This is a genomic window from Longicatena sp. 210702-DFI.1.196 (assembly GCF_020563125.1).
Lineage (GTDB): Bacteria > Bacillota_I > Bacilli_A > Erysipelotrichales > Erysipelotrichaceae > Longicatena > Longicatena caecimuris.
On sequence record NZ_JAJCPX010000011.1, the window covers coordinates 62,439 to 83,528 of the forward strand.

General features: G+C 36.4%; 17 protein-coding genes. 3 read left to right on the top strand and 14 right to left on the bottom strand.

Going from position 1 to position 21,090, the window contains the following annotated elements:
• Positions 1-32: 32 nt before the first annotated feature.
• The 14 genes from LI241_RS06845 to LI241_RS06910 form a co-directional block, all read right to left on the bottom strand.
• On the bottom strand, positions 33-1,307 hold the full coding sequence (locus tag LI241_RS06845) for a hypothetical protein (RefSeq protein WP_008689375.1): 1,275 nt from the start codon (positions 1,305-1,307) through the stop codon (positions 33-35).
• Entirely contained in the window at positions 1,304-2,137 is an 834-nt protein-coding gene (locus tag LI241_RS06850; RefSeq protein ID WP_227161030.1) for a hypothetical protein, read from the bottom strand. The genes LI241_RS06845 and LI241_RS06850 overlap by 4 nt, the downstream gene beginning before the upstream one ends.
• Positions 2,121-2,852 carry an ATP-binding cassette domain-containing protein gene (locus tag LI241_RS06855; RefSeq protein ID WP_008689377.1) on the bottom strand — a complete coding sequence of 244 codons (732 nt, stop codon included), beginning with the start codon at positions 2,850-2,852 and terminating at the stop codon, positions 2,121-2,123. The genes LI241_RS06850 and LI241_RS06855 overlap by 17 nt, the downstream gene beginning before the upstream one ends.
• A 263-nt stretch (positions 2,853-3,115) precedes the next feature.
• Positions 3,116-3,754, bottom strand: a complete 639-nt coding sequence (locus LI241_RS06860; RefSeq protein WP_227151104.1) for an ECF transporter S component — start codon at positions 3,752-3,754, stop codon at positions 3,116-3,118.
• 397 nt (positions 3,755-4,151) lie between these two features.
• The gene (locus LI241_RS06865) at positions 4,152-5,117 is read right to left on the bottom strand and encodes a P1 family peptidase (RefSeq protein ID WP_008689379.1); all 966 of its coding nucleotides are present in this window, start codon (positions 5,115-5,117) and stop codon (positions 4,152-4,154) included.
• Positions 5,118-5,205: 88 nt separating this feature from the next.
• The gene (gene nagA / locus LI241_RS06870; protein WP_008689381.1) at positions 5,206-6,333 is read right to left on the bottom strand and encodes an N-acetylglucosamine-6-phosphate deacetylase; all 1,128 of its coding nucleotides are present in this window, start codon (positions 6,331-6,333) and stop codon (positions 5,206-5,208) included.
• Between the two features lie 31 nt (positions 6,334-6,364).
• Positions 6,365-7,504, bottom strand: a complete 1,140-nt coding sequence (locus tag LI241_RS06875) for a helix-turn-helix transcriptional regulator (RefSeq protein WP_008689384.1) — start codon at positions 7,502-7,504, stop codon at positions 6,365-6,367.
• Between the two features lie 92 nt (positions 7,505-7,596).
• The gene (locus tag LI241_RS06880; protein WP_008689385.1) at positions 7,597-9,423 is read right to left on the bottom strand and encodes an ABC transporter ATP-binding protein; all 1,827 of its coding nucleotides are present in this window, start codon (positions 9,421-9,423) and stop codon (positions 7,597-7,599) included.
• Positions 9,374-11,206, bottom strand: a complete 1,833-nt coding sequence (locus tag LI241_RS06885) for an ABC transporter ATP-binding protein (protein ID WP_008689386.1) — start codon at positions 11,204-11,206, stop codon at positions 9,374-9,376. Before LI241_RS06885 ends, LI241_RS06880 begins: the two co-directional genes overlap by 50 nt.
• Before the next feature lie 367 nt (positions 11,207-11,573).
• Positions 11,574-13,664, bottom strand: a complete 2,091-nt coding sequence (fusA, locus tag LI241_RS06890; protein ID WP_008689387.1) for an elongation factor G — start codon at positions 13,662-13,664, stop codon at positions 11,574-11,576.
• A 12-nt stretch (positions 13,665-13,676) separates the two neighbouring features.
• On the bottom strand, positions 13,677-14,348 hold the full coding sequence (locus LI241_RS06895) for an ankyrin repeat domain-containing protein (RefSeq protein ID WP_008689388.1): 672 nt from the start codon (positions 14,346-14,348) through the stop codon (positions 13,677-13,679).
• A gap of 495 nt (positions 14,349-14,843) precedes the next feature.
• Positions 14,844-15,251: an SIR2 family protein gene (locus LI241_RS06900; RefSeq protein WP_008689391.1), complete on the bottom strand. Its 408-nt coding sequence runs from the start codon at positions 15,249-15,251 to the stop codon at positions 14,844-14,846.
• Between the two features lie 269 nt (positions 15,252-15,520).
• Positions 15,521-16,411 (bottom strand): Dam family site-specific DNA-(adenine-N6)-methyltransferase, encoded by an 891-nt coding sequence (locus tag LI241_RS06905; RefSeq protein ID WP_213540209.1) that lies wholly within the window; start codon positions 16,409-16,411, stop codon positions 15,521-15,523.
• Positions 16,412-16,435: 24 nt separating this feature from the next.
• Entirely contained in the window at positions 16,436-18,730 is a 2,295-nt protein-coding gene (locus LI241_RS06910) for a DGQHR domain-containing protein (RefSeq protein WP_227151102.1), read from the bottom strand.
• Positions 18,731-19,624: 894 nt separating this feature from the next.
• On the opposite strand from LI241_RS06910, the gene LI241_RS06915 reads away from it, so the two are divergent.
• From LI241_RS06915 to LI241_RS06925, 3 genes are all read left to right on the top strand, one after another.
• Positions 19,625-20,314: a DDE-type integrase/transposase/recombinase gene (locus LI241_RS06915; RefSeq protein ID WP_008689394.1), complete on the top strand. Its 690-nt coding sequence runs from the start codon at positions 19,625-19,627 to the stop codon at positions 20,312-20,314.
• Between the two features lie 6 nt (positions 20,315-20,320).
• Positions 20,321-20,599 carry an integrase core domain-containing protein gene (locus LI241_RS15975; protein WP_081484678.1) on the top strand — a complete coding sequence of 93 codons (279 nt, stop codon included), beginning with the start codon at positions 20,321-20,323 and terminating at the stop codon, positions 20,597-20,599.
• 10 nt (positions 20,600-20,609) lie between these two features.
• Positions 20,610-21,090: transposase family protein (locus LI241_RS06925; protein WP_226897027.1), on the top strand; the 481-nt coding region annotated here is incomplete at its 3' end.

Sequence of the window (21,090 nt, forward strand, 5' to 3'; positions counted from 1 at the left end):
AAAGGGATAAAACCAACGAATCTTTGCAACGCTTAGTTATCTGCTATATATAATTTCACATCAAATTGCCACATGCCTGAAACATTCATACGCGTAGCAAGCTCCTCATAATTTTCTTTTTGATAAATTTGATCATACAAAGAGACGGCATCATTTTTCATTAGCAAATACCCTTCATACAACGTTTGTTGTGCATCATAAACCACAATTTTAAGACCATTGTTTCCGTTTTCTTCCATGGTATAAAGGATCTTGTCATGATAGATACAATGAATATTATCACTCAATTCCTGAATAAGTGGAATTTCATCAATCTGATGCAGCTGCTTATCATATACCTTTACAACCTCTCCACCATCGGTTTTTAAGAACGACACAAGCAATTCATCATTTGCCAACGTAATAAATCTTTGTACCATGGCTACCTCAGGCAATTCCATTTCTTTTAATTTCTTACCTGCAAAATCATAAGAAACAAGATAATCGTGATCGTTACGACGGATAAAGCAGGTGAGCTGATGTTCTTGAATGCTCATAAAATAAGGATCTTCTTCACCTATCTTCATCGCTGTAATACGTTTTACTTCCCCTTTTTCATCCACATGATAAATACCGCCGATATCTTCTTTACAGACATAGCCCTGCTTAGATAAATCGCTCATGAGATAGGCTTCACTGATGAAAAAATAGTAATCTTTCTTATTCGCCTGGCGAATTGGCTGATGTGCATAATTGAAAAATATATCGTAAGTGCCTTCGTCTCCCAGCTCATGGATGCTGTACTGATTTTCAGCATCTTTTACATACAGCACCGGTATTTTCTTCTTATCTTTTCGCATGATAGTTAAGGTTTGTTTCATATCATCAGGAAGCGCGATAACATTCATCGTATGCGCTTCATCAATATGATCGATCGTCAGACGATAACGGACTTCCTCTTCTTTTTTAGCAAAGTAACATCCGATTTGCTCCTGATTGCTGTCTGCATCACATAATGCCGCAATGTCTTGCATAGAGGCATCATCTGCCATTGGTTCTGCCAGCACATAGATTTCATTAGGATCACTATTTTCCTTTTGCTTACCGAGATAGGTCGCCTTTGTTTGCTTGCCTTTCCCTTTGACAAGCCATTGTGCATAACCTTCCTGTATCTTAAATTCATAACCTAATGTATCTAAAACGGAACTGTCGCCATGATCCGTTTGAATGTAAAATTGCAAATCATCACGTTGTTGGGATATTCCAAGATACAGCACAAAGAAACAAAGCATGATCATCGGTAACAACAGCAAGGTATATTTTTTCATAGTCCCTTCTCCCTTCTTTTCTGCAGACGATGCTGTATCAGCCAATAGTTGAATATCGCAACACTTCCTGCAATCAACAAAATACCATCCAAAAGATAAGGAATTTGCATAAATTGCAGCACCTGCTCAATCGGTTCTTGCAGCGATGGATGCGTCTGGAGAAAGTCAATAATAGAAGTCGATAAATGACTTAAACGATACCAGCCAAATAGTAGGAAAATGACAGCAAACAGTATCAAAAAATAGATACCATGAGATAGGGGATGTTTCCATGCCTTCGCTAGGGTAACATTAAAGAAAGCAAAGATAACACATAGTAAGAAAAGAAGCAGGAATTGTTCCCATGTTATAGGCAATATCGTATGAAGATAATATGCATGCAGAATGGAGCGAAACAACCCTGCCGAAGTCATTGTTTGTGTAAGTTGTCCTGCCATGATTTGATACGTCGCAAGATAAAGCAGATCAATAATAAAGCAATAGGAAAGCAAGAGAAAAACGATGGCAAAAAGTCTTCCGATCACACTGACATAGGAAGGCGCAGGCAGCAGCTCATAACGAAAAAGACGATGTTGCTTTTGCCGCCATAGCTGTGAAAAAAGCAGGTAACTTAATAAAAGCACTCCCACCAGGATATCAAGCTTCCAAAAAAGAAATTGCTGATAATATACGACATGGAAGGGCAAGAGGGCACCATGATAGGTAAACGCCTGTACAAGATGAGCCAACACGACAAGCACGACTAGCGGAAATACAAAGATCGCATGATGCAGCAATTCTTCTTGCATGATATACGCACATTGGCGCAGCTGTTTACCAATCTGTTTCATCGTCATCCCAGCCTTTCTCATCAAATAAGCGTCCGCTTGGTTCCTGTATATTTTTTTCTTGTATATCTTCATGCTTTGCCATTTCTTCAGTCATAGTTTCTTTTGCCAAAGGTTGGACTAGCAATTGCCCATCTTGCAGATAAAAAATGTTATCCGCCATTGCTTTAGCTTCATGCTCTTCTTTACATCCTAATAGTAAGGTCGGTACATGACCAAGGGTAAGACATTCTTGCCATAAAAATTGCCATTTCTTTAAGGACAAAGAAGATACCACATCATCTAAGATCATCAGCGGACATTGTGTGGCATAAGCGGCAATGATTTCCAGTATTGCTCTTTCATCTCTTTGTAAACGATATATACGTTTCGCAGCATCCAAATGACAAGTGTGCAATAGCTGTTGATAGATTGTTAAAGAAAACGCAGGATAAAATTGCGCCAGAAACTTCCCATATGCAAGTATCGTTTGTTCAATGAAAACACTGCCGTTTCCTGAGGCATAAGCAACATCCATCTTTTGTAACGGTTGCTCTTCCCACAGAATTTGACCACTTTGATACTCTTGTATACCTGCCAGACAAGCCAGCAGCTCTTTTACACCACTTGTGTCATCTCCACAAAAAAGGGTACATGAGGCCGGTGGTATTTCTACATTTAAATCATGGATGATGGTCTTATGATGTCGTTTTACCATCAAATGCGCAATTTTCAGCATAGGATCCCCTCATTTCTAATGTTTTTCATGCATTTATTATAACATGTCATATACGTTTATGTTACTTTATCATTGAAAGAAAAACCGCTAAGATTCCGGTTATATTTCTATTAATCAACGATGGATGAACCAGCGTGCTTATGAAAAGTGTCATATAACATCATGTATTCGCCATCCTCTCTTTATGTTTTAACAATGAAAAAAGAGCCTGGGACAAGGCTCTCATATATCTTTATATACTTCTTTAACTTTATTTAGATCTTTTATATGGAAGAATCCGTTAGTTTAAATTTGCGGGTTGCTGGGGCAACTGCTTTACAAACAACCAAACAGCAGATAGCACCAAGAATTGCTTCCGCAATGCCATTCGTTGTCACAACGCCAAACAAGACGCCAAGCAATGCCTGATAAGCCACACCTGCGACTTGTGCATATTGAGCACCAAAGAACAGATAAATACCACCAAGCACCAATACGGTATTCGTGATAGTACCAGTTAAAGCACCGGCAATGATGCTGACATTATTATTGACCTGCTTTTTCTGTAATTGTTCATATACCAGTCCTGCCAAATAACCTAATAATATTCTAGGCACAAAGGCAATTATCAAACTTGTCCAATTTCCGCTCATTCCTCCAAAGGTGATAAAAGGGGTAAAGACAAAGGATGTCGGTAATGGGCGAAAGGTTGCATTTAACATACTCGTTAAGCCAAAGACAAAGCCTAATTGTGCACCGGCTTTTTTGCCTAAGGTGATACCGGCAATGATGACCGGAATATGCATCGTCGTTGCGCTGATGATGCCCAGCTGGATATAACCCAGCGGTGTCAATACGAGGGCAATTTCAATGGCTAAAAACATTGCCATGAACGCCATGTACTGTGTCTTATGATTTTTCATGTTTTCCTCCTACTTTCGTTCCTTATGGATACGAGTGTTTTTCAGGTATTATCTGTTGTTGTCCCATTTTGTTGACGTCATTAGATCGTCATAAAACATCTTCTTTCAGCAGATAACAAAGATATTATAGGCGTAGTTGTTGTGATTTACAATGCTTATCTTCCAAATTTTGTCATGTAAGCGATTTCGTTAAGGATGAATGTGCGTTAATTTCTTTGATTCGTATACAGTTGCGGTGAAAATCGCGGTAAAGACAGCTCCAATCAAAAAAGCATAAAAGATGAATCGTATTAATGACTTTTACATGGATTAGCAGTGCATTTGGATATTCTTATATGATGATCAATAAAAAAAACAGTTTGTATCCTTTGCTTCCATACAAACTGTTGCTTATCTTCTATTCTTTTATGATATCTTTGTGTGCCAGTAACCCATAGGCTCCTTCAGCATGCAAAACAGCATTGCGTATGGATGTCGCAATGACTTCGGTTGCTAAGATTCCTACCACATCCGGCATGACTTCCACCTCATTTGTGCTAAGCACAAAAATCGTATCTCCATCACTCATCGTGTGGACCGGATGAATCGCGCGAGCATAGCCATTATGTGCAATACCGGCAATTTTGGTACATTGTGCTTTATCCAACTTCGCATTTGTTACCACGCAGGCAATCGTCGTATTGCCATCTTGCAGCTTACGCAAATTCTCCATCTGCGCCAATGCTTCCTCATAGCTCATCATTTTCTGCAGCTCTTTTAGATACACACCGGCCAATTGTTCATTTGTCTGATAATCCACAACATTGCCACAAGCATTGACGGCAGTAACCGCTGCTACCTGCACATCCCCACTCTGGAGTCCATACATACCAATACCACTTTTCATCGCTTTATCAAAGCCTAAAAGCTTACCGACACTGGCACCGGTTCCAACTCCATGATTTCCCTCTTGAAAAGGAAGTGATTCACTATTCACACATGCTTGATAGCCCATCTGTTTATCCGGTCTGACATGTGCATCTCCTACAGATAAATCAAATAGTGCTGCACCACATACAATAGGCACATGGGCCACCTGCATATCAAAGCCACAGCCTTGTTCCTCTAAATATTGCATAGCACCACTGGCGGCATCTAAGCCAAAAGCACTGCCTCCACTCAACATGACGGCATGAATCTGCTGTACCATATTGATAGGATTTAATAAGTCGGTTTCTCTGGTAGCCGGACCTCCTCCACGCACATCAACACCGGCTGTGGCACCTTCTTTGCATAGGATTACGGTACATCCGGTACCTGCTTTTTCATCCTCTGCCTGTCCAATCTGAATACCTTTGATATCCGTCATACTGATTTCTTTCATATAGTTTCCTCCTTTTCAATAAGATGTTGGATAAAATGTTTCGCTTATGTTTTTTAATTGATGTTAAAACACTTACTAAAACAGACTATTATTGGATCTGAATTCCTTGGCGAAGCACTTGATGAATTTGCAATTGCTCATCCATGATCATGATATCCGCATCATAACCTACTTCTAAACGTCCTTTTTTCCAACCATAAAGAGCTGCCGGATGAGCACTTGCCATGGCAATTGCCGCTTCCTTTTGACAACCGCAATATGCGCACATATTACGCAGAGCATCACATAAGCGTAAAGTACTTCCGGCAATGCGTCCACTTTCTTTCACAATAGCCTTATCTTTATCTACCAAAACATGCTTGCCGGAGAAAAGATATTCGCCTTTGGGAAGCTGCTTGCAAGGATTTGCGTCGCTTATTAAGACAATACGTTCAGCCCCGATCATCTTATAGGTTGCCTGTACGACATCCGGGTGCACATGCACGCCATCTACAATCAGCTCACACATAAGCTTGGATAACACCGCTCCGGTAACCACACCGGGAGCACGATGTGCATGCTGACTCATTGCATTATACAAATGGGTAATGCCTTTCACCCCTGCTTTTTCAGCCGCTAGCACATCTTGAGCAGTACCACTGCTATGTCCCAACATCATGACAACACCATGGGCATTGCCATAGCGTATAAGTTCCATAGCATTAGGTAATTCCGGGGCAATTGTCATTGATTTAATTTTTGAAGAAATGCGCAAGTATTCTTTAAATTCCTCCAGCATGGGATCGCGCAGACATTCTTCCTTCATCACGGCTTTTTGCTGGCGATTTAGATAAGGACCTTCCAAGTGAATACCGAAAAAACCATCCACTCCTTGTTTTTCATAATAGGTAAGTAACTGTTTCATATCCTCATGCGTTTCACAAACTAAGCTCGCTAGAAAGCCGGTAACCCCTTCTTCAGCTTCACTTTTAGCAATTTCACTTAAAGACAACCCTTCCATATTATTAAAATCATAACCGCTGATGCCATGAGTATGGGTATCAATAAGTCCCGGACAAATATATTGACCTTTTGCATCTAGCATAACATCACAACTTGGTAAACTTTTAGTGTTAATCTTAATTGATTGTATGCGTCCATCTTCGATGATGAGGACACCTGGTTGCGTTTTATGTATGCCATCCATGAGTATCCCATTATAAATACAGGTTTTCATCGTGTTCTCCTTTTTTATAAGCTATCACAGCTTATTTACCTAGCAGTTCTTCTTCTATGCGGCTGAACATATTGCGTATATAATCTTCGTTCATCGTATAATATATTTTTTTCTTCTCTTCACGTATCGTGATAAAATTCGCCGAACTTAAAGCATTCATATGATGCGATACCGTCGCTTTTGACAGCTTTAGTTTATCCGCTATTTCTTGTCCATACATTGTATGCTTCCTTAATTGTTTCAATATTTCAAACTTGCTGTTATCCGATAATATTTTTAATCCCTGTAATAAATCTTCCTTAGCACTTAAATGTTTATCACGATGATATGAATCATCCATTAAAACTCCGATTATGTAAATGCTGCTATCAGCTTCAATCAAAGAACGTTTTAACCAGCCAATGGCATTTAATTCGGCAATGCTGGGAATGATCGTGATATCTTCTTGCCTTTGATCTTGCGTAAAATATGCATCATAACAAAATGTCTGTATCGCAATCGGATGTCCTAAGGCCTGTTCTTTCTTTACGGTAGTCTGCACATAGTCTTGAAATGCCGTAAGAATATCCTGATATTTCTCGATTTCATCCTGCAGGATGCGAATTCCCGGTTCCATAAGTTCCAGTAAATGCAGGAAATGATAACGTACATCTGCGGATACTTCAATCATTCTCCATTTATCATCACTGCTTAGATCTTGACGTTTTCGTAAATAGCCGATAAAATCAAAATCTTCTTCAAAAGCCTCTGGATTTTCCAAAGTAATATCATCGCTGCAACAAATCATCTGAAACGGCCGATGTCCATAGGCATCCATTAGGGATAATGCTTGTTCACGCAACATGGTAAGATCAGTTGTTTTATAATCAATATACGCATAACAGAGATCTTTCGCAATCGAGCATTCATAGCTTTCAAATTGAGAAAAATAAAAATCCTGTTCTTCCTGCGTTATTTTCACGGCCTTGATTACTTTCTTTTGTAATGCCATCGCCGCCTTTATTTTCTTGCGCAGCTGTTTTTCATCAAACAAATGTTTTTTCGAAAGGCTTTCATATAGCGCATCATAGGCTACTACGCCATAGACCTCTTCCTGTTTGCGATAGTTGCGTTCTAAAAAATTCATACATTCATATACCGGATGAAGAGAGGCAACTGTTACCGTAGTCATAATAAAATCATCTCCTGAAATATTTTCTTTTTTTTATTATCTCATAAAAGAAAGGAGAAGTACAAACTTCTCCGTAAACATTTTTCCTAATATTAAGATGCTTCTTGAAAATATGCTGCTTGTGCCGTCCATAATTGTTGATACAATCCATCTTGTTGTAAAAGTTGTGCATGACTTCCACGCTGAATAAGATTCCCATGTTCAAATACAAGGATATCATCACAAAATTGACAGCTGCTCATGCGATGGGAAATATAAATAGCCGATTTATTTTGAATTAATTCATTCAGATGTGTATATATTTCAATTTCGGAAAGCGGATCTAAAGCCGCCGTAGGTTCATCAAGGATGATCCAAGGCCGATCGGCATACAACGCTCTTGCAATGGCAACCTTTTGGGCTTCTCCTCCGGATAACTGAATGCCATTTTCCTGCACACCTAACATCGTATGAATATCGTCAGGTAAGGTTGCCAAACGTTTTGCAAAACCACTGCGATTCAATACATCGCGAATTGCCTCATCCTTCTCATTAGGAGTACAGGTGATATTTTCTTTTAATGTTCCCGCAAATAATGCAAAATCCTGAAAGACGACACCGAATTTATTCTGCAAAGCACTTAATTGTTTTGCTGTTACCGGCTTACCATCAATGCGAATCGTTCCCTCACTAGGCTCATATAAACCACACAACAACTTAATCAGTGTCGTTTTTCCCGCCCCATTCAAACCGACGATTGCCGTTTTTTTATGAGGTTCTAAAGTCAAGCTAACATCATGCAATGCCGGCTGATTACTGCCGGGGTATGCATAAGTCACATGATCAAACGTAATCACAGAATCTTCTTGTAAACTAATTTCATCACTGTCCTCTTTTTGATCTGCCAGCTGTAAGAAGGTATTATAATAAGACATATAATGGAACAACATCATTAAATCGGTATAAATAATAGGAAATGTCGAGATAGCATCATTCAATTTCGTTATTGTACCGGCATAAGTCACAAAATCACCAACTGGTATTGATTTTACATATACCTTTAAAATAACAAACATGTAGAAGAAACCATTCATCATATTTCCCAGGAAAACACTTTCGGAAAAAAGCATGGCAATGCGATGGTTGAAGATCGTAAAATATTTCAAAGAATTCTGTTGGCGCTGTGCCATTTCCTCTAATACGGTATCCTGCATCTGAAACAAGCGGACATCCTTCGCCATCTTCTGATTCAAAGCAACTTCGCTGCTATAATAATTGTTTTCTCGGCTTAACTTGGCATTTTGATCAAAGAACTTCATCCCTGCTTTGGAAAACTCCTTTGATAGATACTTACCAAACAAAGCATAGCCACATAATAACATCAGGAGAACAAGACCTGCCCAAAAAGTATCCATGAACCCTAGAATGCCCTCCTTGTTGGTACCATGGCAACTCAGCAAATAAAGCAATAAGCCAAAAGATATGACTATCGTACAACAAATTTCCAGCAAGGCAGAAAATTGAGCCATCATGACTTGGATACCACCATTCTGCATAAATCCGGCCTTTGCTTTTTCAATTAAATCCAAAGTATCTTTATCCTCTAATTTGTCATAAGAGAGATACATCGCCTTTTCACTGATATTCTTTTCTAACCCAAGCTCTAATTCCTTCACCGCGATATTTAAACGATATTCTAAAACATATTGACCGCCTTCACTTAAAAGCATACAGCATGCGAATAGCAGTACGCTTAGAAATAAAGATTGTGTATCCGTTTTTGCTAGGAAAAGATTGATGAGAATCGAAGTAAACCATAACGGAAGATAGGCAGTAAGGGTTTTTAACAAGGAAGCACTAAAACCATAAAATATAACATACGGACGTTGTTTATGAATCAAGCGCAAGATCGTCCACGCTTCTTGTAGTTGTGCTTTCATGTTTCATCCCTCCTTCCTGATAGTAACTTGCCTGTGCCTCAAACATTCTGGCATATAAGCCATTTTGCTGCAGCAGTGTTTCATGAGTTCCCATTTCTTTCAACTGTCCTTGATCAAATAAAAGGATACGATTCGCAAAACGTGTAGATGCCAAACGATGCGAGATAAAGATCGAAGTACACGCTTTCGCTGCACGTTCATAATTTTCATATAATGCTGCTTCCGCCAAAGCATCCAAAGCCGCACTAGGCTCATCAAGAATTAACAGATTTGCCTTGCGATATAAAGCTCTCGCCATCAATAATTTCTGTTGCTCTCCACCACTAAATAGCACACCATTCTCACTGATTTGATTAGAAATATATGTGTCCTCTTGTAATGGCAGCTGCTCCACTTTCGTTTTTAATTCACAACGCTCTAAACAATCCCAAACTAGATCCATATCAATGGTATCCTTTGTTTTACATGATACATTTTTCTTAACCGAATACGCCATCGCACAGGAATCTTGAAAGACGGCTGCGATATGGGTAAATAAATCTTCTTTCGCAAACTTTTTAATATCGATTCCATTAATGAGAATACGCCCGGATGTAGGTGTATATAAACCACATAATAATTTTATTAAGGTTGTTTTACCGGCTCCATTGCTACCCACGATACCAATCTTTTCTTTTTTATGAATAGTAAAATTGATATCTGTTAACGTATCCTTTTCGGCTTGCGGATAACGGAAAGACACATGATCAAACACAATTTCCAGATCCTCATCAGGCACGGTCAATGTTGCGCCTTCTTCTTCAATCGGTAAATCCATATACGTATCATAATCAACGATTCCCAAAGCACCGCGTCTTGTTTCATTATAGAAATTCACGATCTTGCTGATCCAACCGGAAAAAGCAGCAGCGGCACTTGTATAAAATACGAATACGGACACCGACATCCCATTCACTAATTCATGGAGGAAGAAAGCAAATACAATCAGATTACGGGAAGCTGATAAAAAGGTACTGCCCCATTTCGCCCATAAATATTTACGTTCTACTTCCTGTAACACTTCTACACGACACTTTTGAAAATAACGAATCTTAGCAAGCAGCCAATCTTGTAAATGAAAGATACGAATATCCTTTCCATTTCCAGGCAATTTTACTTCATGATGATAATACTGGAGCTGTTGATCTGCCTTTGCATAATCTTGCTTTCGTACATGCTCATACGCCTGCGCCTTGCTCATAAACCAAATACTTAATAAAGATAATGTGACAACCAAAGCACAAAGCCATAATTGCATGGAACCAAATACAATTGCATATAGAAAAAAGCCGGTAACTGCAATCAATAACTCCATTCCATTTCTGACAAAATGCTCAAATCCAACGCCACTGTTGTCAATGCCATTTGTCTGTGCCCGATTTAAAAGCTGCCGATACTCCATATCTTCCACCTGCGCATAAGGTACATGCATCGCTTTTTCATATAACCGCAATGTCAGCTTACATTTAATCACATACATCTTAGGATCATAGGTTTGCATCAAATAGTTATGCGCACTATCTAAAACTGCCACTAACAGCGAAATTCCACCTGCATAAACCATAAGTGTCGCAAAAGATTGCTGTGTTTCTATCAAATATAAAAACAGTGACGGTAAGACAACTTGTAGAAACGGAGCTAATACACCGGTTATCCAAATAAAGATGATCATGACGAATAAAGAACGCCGATATTTCGCAATATGCTGCATCGTTTCTTTCGTAGCACGTAGTATCACTTTCATAGAATCTCCCCTTTATTGTTCGTTATATATCGAACTATCTTGACATTATTATAGTTTTACATCGAACATTTGTCAAGGTGATACGTCTATGAATTTTTATCTGCATGATGATATAAAATAAATCTATGGTCATTTCTTGTAAAAGGGACTGAAAACATCTGTCGTTATTTCTACACTTTTCGTTATGTCTGTTTGAAGGAAAGAAATATTATCCAGCTTAAAAAAGGCAGCCTCCTTCATCCATATCTAACCATTCAGAAACAAGAGTATCTATCACTATCAAAGTAGATTCACATACAAAAAGAGTGCTTTGACTTAGCATCAAATACACTCTTCATTATACAGATACTTGAAATTTAAAATCTTTTTATTTTTCGTCTTCTTCCTCTTTCTTATGCTGAGCGATGATACCTTCCGCTAAGTTTGCGGGAACCGGATCATAGCGATTGAATTTCTGTACATATGAGCCTCTGCCCTGCGTCATAGCACGCAACTCGATTGGATATTTCTGTACTTCTGCCAGTGGAACTTGTGCAGAGATTTCTTGATAACCATCAACCATATCCATACCCATGATAGCTCCGCGACGTTTGTTGAAATCACCGATGATCGTTCCGGTAAATTCATCCGGTACACGTACGGTAATATCTACGATAGGCTCTAACAGGATTGGATTTGCCTGTGCCATACCAGCTTTATACGATAAGCGGGCTGCCAGTTTAAATGCCATTTCACTGGAATCGACATCATGATACTTACCATCAAACAGTGTCGCTTTGACATTGACAACCTTGAAGCCAGCCAAAATACCATGCTCCATGCATTCACGTAAGCCAGTTTCAACTGCCGGGAAGTATTGGCGAGGCACTGCTCCACCAAATACCTTTTCTTCAAACACCATTTCTTCAGAATCCGGATTTGGTTCATAATCGACAAAGACATGGCCAAACTGTCCATGACCACCGGACTGTTTCTTATGACGTCCTTCTCCGGTTGCTTTTTTACGAATCGTTTCGCGATAAGGTACCTTTGGTGTTTCTAAGCGTACTTCTACTTTATATTTCGCCTGCAGCTTATTTAAAACAACATCAATATGCTGATCACCAATACCATACAGGATTGTCTGTTTCGTTTCTTTATTGTTTTCCAAACGCAAGGTTGGATCTTCTTCTACCATACGTGCTAACGCATTGCTCATCTTATCCTCATCGTTCTTTGATTTAGGGAAGACAGCCATAGCTAACATTGGTTCTGAGAAAACAATTGGATCAGCCAGATAATGTTTACCTTTTTCACACAGTGTATCATTGGTCTGTGTATATTGCAGTTTTACAACTGCACCGATATCACCAGTAAACAGCTTACCAACAGCCGTTTGATGCTTTCCTTTGACAATGAAGATGGTACTGATCTTCTCTGGTTTTTCTTTGGTCGCATTGTATACAGCAGAATCACTGCTCATCACACCGCTTAATACCTTAATATAGGAAATACGGCCAACAAATGGATCGACAATCGTTTTGAAAACCTGTGCGCATAAGGATTCTTTTTCATTTGTTTCCAGTTCAACCGGTTCTTGTGTTTCAGAATCCGTTACAACGATACTGCCATGTTCACCATAGGTTGGGAAGTATTTTACAATCAGATCCATCAAACGTTCAATACCTACGGTATGGGTAGCACTGCCGCTATATACCGGACGGATTTCGCCATTGCGTACACCTAAGCGTACACCACGCGTCAATTCTGCTTCACTGAATTCTTCACCACTGAAATATTTTTCCATCAATTCATCATCGCTCATGGCGATTGCTTCAGCGATCTGATTCTTATATTCGGCAACGATATCCTTCATATCATCTGGTACCGGCTGCGCTTTTTCAGGATCAGCTAATGGTCCTTCAAAATACCAAGCTTTATCTCTTAAGATGTTGATGGAACCAATCGTCTTACCATTTTCCATGATTGGTACTTCAAATGGGATGACTGCCTTACCGAAAGCATCACGCAAAGCTGCATAGGCAGTATCAAAGGATGCGTTTTCTTCATCTAGTTTATTTACGAAGAAGATGGTTGGAATACCATGCTTCTGCGCTGCTTCCCAAGCACGCTGTGTACCTGGCTGTACGGCATCTTTGGCATCCACGACGATCAAGGCACTGTCGCCTACCGCAATACCTGCCTCAGCACCACGAATGAAGTCAATATAGCCTGGTGTGTCAATAAAGTTGATCTTACAGTCTTTCCATTCAATTGGTACTAAGGATGCATAAACACTTAATCCTCGTTTAATTTCTTCAGGGTCATAATCGATTAAGGAACTTCCTTCGCTGGTAACACCAAAACGATCACTTGCTTTGGTAAAGTACAGCATGCTTTCTAATACAGCAGTTTTACCAACGCCGGTATGTCCAAGAACGACAACGTTGCGAACTTCGCTTGATAAATAGTCTTTCATACCGTCATCCTCCTACTTCAGGATCGGCTTAAGCTGAGCTAAGCAGTCTTCACGAACATAGTGAACAGCTTTATGGCCTTCTTTGTCGATTAAATCTTTATCCGCACCGTTTGCTAATAAGTCTTCTACCAGGCTGACATAGCCACCATATGCAGCACGCATCAGTGCTGTACAACCATTATTGTCACATAAATTAACATCAGCACCTCTGGTAACTAATAAGCGAATTACTTCTTTTTTGAAGGCAACGCATGCTTCCATCAATGCTGTTCTTCCTACTTCATCCTGGGCATTGATATTAGCGCCAGCATCTAATAATACTTCCACACAGCGATCATGACCTAGAAAAGCTGCGCGCATGAGAGCAGTTCTGCCACGATCATCGGCTTTGTTTACATCAGCTCCTGCTTCGATCAGTTTCTTACAAATGGTTTTATTTCCTTTTTTCGATGCGCCCATAATGGCGGTTTTTCCTTTATTATCTTCTAGGTTTACATCAGCGCCATTGTCTAGCAGCACACGGACAATGTCCTTATAATCACGTTTTGATGCACGCATCAGTGCAGTTCTGCCATCACCGTTTTGATAGTTGATGTCTGCACCTTTTTTAATTTCTGCACATACGGTTGCGAAGTCACCGTTTGCACATGCATCCCAAAATGCTTTGTTGAATTTCTGATCCATTTTAAGTTCCTCCTTTTATTCTATGGAATCGTAAGTGAATAAAAAAACGGACATAAAGCACGATTACTTTACATCCATTTTATGCCATGTTGAAACATACCTGCTTGCTACAGGTACGTCCTTGAGCGCTTTGTCTACACCTTGTTCTCTAACCATGTGACTCACGCTCCTTCCTTCACTTCTAGTATAGTTATATTGTATACGATTTTATGTTTTTTGCAAGCGATTTCATTAAGGTTTTTGTCTTTTTTTACATGTTGAAAATTCTTTCATTTTCCCTTATGCCAATCTTTCCAGTTATCTGCCGAATTTGCCATTTTGCTATCTTTTTATTGACAGAATTGCTATAGTTTCGACATATGCGAATGAAGATGGAAGGATATGATGCAATAAGTAAAGAAAGATGATACAGGAGGATAATGAAAAGTTTAATGCTAACAAAACCAAATATAATTTTTACAGGATTCTGTGTATTCTCTTTTCTGATATCGCATGTTATCTTTCATAATGATTTTTTATGTTACGCAAAACTTCTGGTATTTCATCAAAATCATCCACCCAAATAACGTTAATTCCCAAACTATTGAAATAATCATTCCGATTATGTAAATGAAAATTCTCATATAACTGATACGATCTTTGACCTTTTTCAATTGAAGGTGGTAACTGAATATTTTCTTTTTTCATGATGGCAAAATGTCTGGTAGCTGATTTACTATGGACGATATCCAATAATCTTCGCATATTAGGATCAGACAATGAACATCCGATAAATAAACATATATTCTCACGCAGCGCATTGACTTGTTTCATATTCGACCAATTGAAGGGATCATTGTATACCTTGTGATATTCCTCCTCAGAGAAAATGATATCATCCAAATCTATTTCATCAGGTGACATATCTTCTAGAATATCTCAATTTACTTTCACAGTAGGTTGATTTTCCACATTTTTAGTTCTTTATGAAAAGCAGAAAATCTAGGATAAGCGATTTGGTTGCCTTGCGGACTTGGAAGCGACTTATAAATAACAAAATAGTTATGATATTTTAAGAGATTATACTGTTTTTACATCAAATTAGATATACATATTAAGTTATTTATTTAACTAATGAAAGTATAAAGAATAATTATTTTTTGATAGATTAAATAGTATTTGAAAAATTCAACTTAAGAATCTTGCTGCATATCCTTATATACATAATTTAAATATCCTTCTTCAACAGAATTTAAATTTTTATTAGGGTTAACTTTTCTTATTATATCATTGACCTTCAAACAATATTTAAAATAATTTTTATATAATTCAGTAGAGTTTTTAGACTTTGACATTGATACCATAACGGAGCATTCCTTGAGAAAATTTTTTTCTAGAAAGCAAAGAAAATTTTTATGTTCAAATCTTTCGGCAGTATATAATATCTGATTTTTTGTAGATTTAGTTTCAGGTATATATGGTGGATCACAATAGATAAAGCATTGATCAATATCTTTAGCTTGTTTTATATCTAATAAAAATTTTTGATAATCCTCACAATAAAAATTAACTTTTTGGATCTCCATTGATAATTTAAGGAAAAATTCTTTATCAAAATATAATTTATATTTTTTTCCAAATGGTACATTAAATTTTTTATGTGAATTTATTCTATAAACTCCATTATATCCTGTCTTCATTAGAAACCAAAATATAGCACTTCTTGTTATAGGCGATATTCTATTTTCATTAAATTGCTTTCTCTTATCATAAAAGAATAATGCTTTAGATTCATTGCTTAATAATTTATTATAATCAAAAACCATGTGTTCAATTTTATTGCATAATTTATCAAAATTACTTTTTAAATCAAGAAAAAAATTCACAATGTTTTCATTAACATCATTAACATAATATTCGTCATATAAATTATAAATTAAAGTGTTAATTAGCACGATTCCAGAACCAAGAAAGGGTTCTACATAAATTTTTTTATCTTGATCAAACATTACAAGCATCTCGTTTAATAATTTTTTTTTAGATCCAGCCCATCTTAGAGGACTGCCATATACTTTATCTAACACAATATATCCCATCCTTCATAAACTTTAAGAATAAACTTTATTAGTTTCTTTTAAAAGATTTTTTAGCCAAATATAAACACTTTTTACAAATTCGAATTTCTCAAGAGTGATTGTTGATGAATGTTCAATTTTATTAGAGATAATGTGTAAATCAATTAGCCATTGAGTAGTTTCCTTTTTGTTTCCCTTTTTATCTATTGGGAATATAAATTTTTTATCAAAAACTTCAGTCCAATTTGTGCCATATATTAAAATAGCCTGTAAATCCTTAAAGTTGATAAAATCCCAAACCCCTCTATATTGACTTTTAGGTTTATTATAATTATAATTTGTAACCTTATTGGTCAAATTTAATACTACCTCTTTAGGAGCATAAGCCTCAATATTATCTTCGCCAAATGAGACATCTAATCTATTTTTAACATCTCTTTTCAAATCATGTAAAATAGAATCTATAAGTAGTAGAGCCTCTTTGGTATTTTCTTTATTTCTATCACCCCAATATTTTTCAAGACCATCCGGATTGAATGAACCATAGTGTTTATTAATTTCTCTTTCAAAAGTTCTACACATTTTAATTGGACCACCAGCGCCATATGAACTGCTTAACTCTATTTTGTCTTGTTCAGACGCGTTTAGCCAGTACTCTACTATTATTTTTAAATAGTTTTTTATTTCATAATATATTTTTTTAGGATTGTCTGACAATGGATTTATTTTATTTTTATCAGTTAGATATATAATTAATGAATTTAAAACTCTTATAAAACCAGATATAACATTATTTTTTACAAAAGCACTCTTGTCATCATTTGTTTTATTCCATTCATCTTCTCCTATTTCCTTTTGCATATAGGTAAGACAATCAACGATAAATGGATATAATCTTTCGTAAGTTTTGTCATTATTCGATTGATCAAATTTTCCATAAGATATTAAATTGTTGTTTTTATACTTCGATAAGAAATCACTTTCTTTAATCGCTTTGCTTAATGTTTCTAATGTAATACACCGTTCAGGCGTAATAGTATTTTCACCTACAACAACTCTATTATAAAGTGGCGAATTTCTATTTTCTCCTAACTCTCTTGATATTTTTAATGCTAAACCTTCTCGCATTTCTTTTGGATCTTTTGATTCGTATTTAAGATCTTCATCTAGTGTATTTCTTAAATTTTTCGGAACAGCTTTTTGATTTTCATTAATGTCCATAAATATTTTTATTTGCTCTTCTTGCTCTAAATTCTCAAAAGCAACCACAGGAATGGTGTTAGTCTCTTTATATTTTGTGTTTGAATAGCAATATAATCTATGCTGTCCATCTATTATATAAATACTTTTATAGGCTTGTGGTAAATGCAAAAAACCTAATTTAGATAAGGATGTATTATCTACATTACTTTTAACTTTTTCAAATTTCAAACCTTTTTTACCAGTCTCAATACTTACTATTATAGAATTAGGAAAATAGCCACCATTCTCAATAAATTCCTGTATACTCTTAAGCCGCTGTTTTTTGATAAGTCTTTGATACGTAGGCATAGAATCTTTATTAGAATCAGTTCGATGTAATACATATCCTAGTTTAAGAAGAGTTTCTGGCTCTATTGAAAATGAATAATAATTATATCCACCCATTTTACCAGAAATAGCGGGCACTACGTTATGTAATCCCTGTATCCTTTTATTAGCAAATAAATTGCCCAAAAGCTGATATCTTGCAGCATTTCCTAAATGTTCAGTTAATGCTTTATAATATGAAATTTTATCTTCATCAAAATAAGAGATATCAAATTCTTCCATTCTAACCCGATCGCGCTGACTAACATTATAATTTTTTGTGGAAAATATAATTTTGATCTTATGCTCTGGAAATTGTTTCCTAATTGCTGTAATCATTCCTTCGCTTTTTCCTTTTAAAGCCTCAATTTCAGTTTTAAAATCTTGTTTTTTATTTATAATTTCTGTTGCTTTGCATTCAATTAATATTACAGTCTCGTCATCGGCTGCAAAAACATCTATTTGCTGAGTTAAATTTTCTTCTTTGTTATAAGGTATACTAAATGATCGGTCTTTATTCATCATTTTGAAGCCCAGATTATAAAACAACATCCAAACATCATTCTCAAAAATTTCATCAAATGCCTTAATCTTTTTCATCCTAGTCTTATATTTGAATTCTTTATCTATTTCCCAATTTTCTTTCAAATAACCTTCAACAAGATTCTTATTTAAAGATTTGTAATAATATTCTTGTTTTCTTATCTTTTTAACATTATTTAGCTCAATGCCTTTAACTAAACTATCCTTCCAGTTCATAAGTATCCCCTCTATATGTATACTTAGACTGTATCACATTTTTAGAATAAAGACAATATGTACTATTTTTTAATTTATATATTTTCACTATAGATCAATATCATTTTACTTTTACATAAATGGAAAATTCAAGTCATATATTCAGATATCTAAAGGAATATCTAATTTCAAACGATTTAGAAAACGTTGTATTTCCGCATTGAATAGAAAAGTTTTTTCCAGTATCTCTGATTCTCTATGCACTGATAAATGCATAGTGAAAAAACGTAGTCCATATAAAAAATCATAACTAAATTGGCGTTTGATTTCGGCTATTATAAAAAGACAATCTCTAAGGTGATTTTCATCCCTTTTGATTGTCTTTTTACTTCACTTATCCACTCTAAAGTTTAAAGAGCATTTTCTTTAAACCACGATAAGTTTAAATGAGTATCTAAAAAAACATGGGAAACTGAAGTCCACCGCAAAAACATGTGGTGCTTCAGTTTTTTCTATACATTTCATGGGATTTTATGTTTTTATCATTTATAATATATCTTTGGTAAGGATAAAAAAAGATAGAAATCTTGGATATTTAAATTATCGTGGGGATAAAACCTGCCTCTAAATTAGGTTTACAAAGAGCTTACCTTTAAATTATTGTGGGATGGGTTCTTTTGTTCATTTCACAAAAAAAACTTTTGTTGTAGAATATCGTTGTAAAACATTATTCTTAACGAAAGGGGTTTTCCACTATGGATATTATAACAGATTTATTGAATATTCCTCAAGAAGATGTTTTACTCTTCCTCTTCTCGTGTTGGTTTACAATAGATGTGTTACAGAATAGGTTAACAAAAAGCAAGAGACTCGCTATACTTAAGTTACCACACCATCAGAAAGGAGATCTCTTGCATGAATAGTATAACTCAAGATATGCGTTTTCGTCTATCCATTGTTAAATTTTATAATCGTATCAGTGCTACTAAAACGGCTATCCGCTATAAAGTTACACGTCAATTTATTTATTTCTGGGTTTATCGTTTCAATGGCGATATCCATTCTCTTGCAGACCATTCTCATAGACCCCATCATCATCCTAATCAGCACACGGATACTGAAATCAAATGGATCAAGGATATTAGAAGAAGAAATCCTGATATGGGCTTGATTGACTTTTGGTTACGTTTGAAAGTACTTTACAACTATTCCAGGAGCGTTTCCTCCCTTTACCGTGTTATGCGCGCGCCCTCTATGTCCCCCGTTAAAAAAGCGCATAAGAAACGTATAAACAAGCCATATGATACGCCTACCGTTCCCAGTACTAAGATACAAATTGATGTGAAGTATGTTCCTACCTGCTGTCTTGTTGGAGATTTGAAAGGTACAAAACTTTATCAGTACACTGTGATTGATGAAGCTTCCAGACTTCGTTATCTTGCTTTCTTTGAAGAACATTCCACTTATTCTTCTACAAAATTCCTTATGGAATGTATCAAGTTCTTTCCATTTAAGATTCAATGTATCCAAACAGATAATGGATTTGAATTTACCAATCGTCTTGTGAGCGAGAAGAAGACGTTATTCGAAGAAACCTTGCTATAAAACGAAATAGTCTATCATCCAATACGGCCGGCAACACCTAGACATAATGGAAAGGTAGAAAGAAGCCATAGAGAAGATCAAAAAAGATTTTATGATAAAGCAGCATTTTATTCATTAGAAGATGCTTCATCTCAAATTGAGAAATACCTTAATAAATCAAATAACAGACCTACTAGACCTCTTGGTTATTTATCACCTATTCAGGGTTTCTTACCAATACGCTCATTGTGTGATACATCATTGACAAACCTACAATGTTTTATTCTCTTCCTCTTCTTGAAGTGAAAACGGTTCTTTGATTATCGACATTACTCTCGTATCTAAAAAGTTTAGCTGTCCTTCTTGTGGTTCTTCTTCTACACATGTTAAAGACTATAAAACTAAATCTATTACCCATTCTGCACTGAACAGCCGTTCTTGTCTGATACGCTATCGTGCCAGACGCTTTGCGTGCGCTATATGTGGCAAAACTTTTTTTGAATCAAATCCCTTCTTGCCTTCCAGGCATACTATAAGCAGCCTTACTGTTCTTAATGTGCTGAATGAGCTGAAAGAGTCAAATTCTACTTTCTCCAGCATTGCACGGCATAATTATATTTTTCCAACTAAGGCACAGGAAATTTTCGATCTTTATGTTCGCATAAAGCGTAGAACTTTTCCTAAAATCTTATGTATCGATGAAGTCTATGCTTTGAAGGATAATCATAGTAAATATGTCTGTCTTCTTCTTGATTTCAAATCTCATCAGCTGATTGATATGCTTCCTGAGAGAAAAA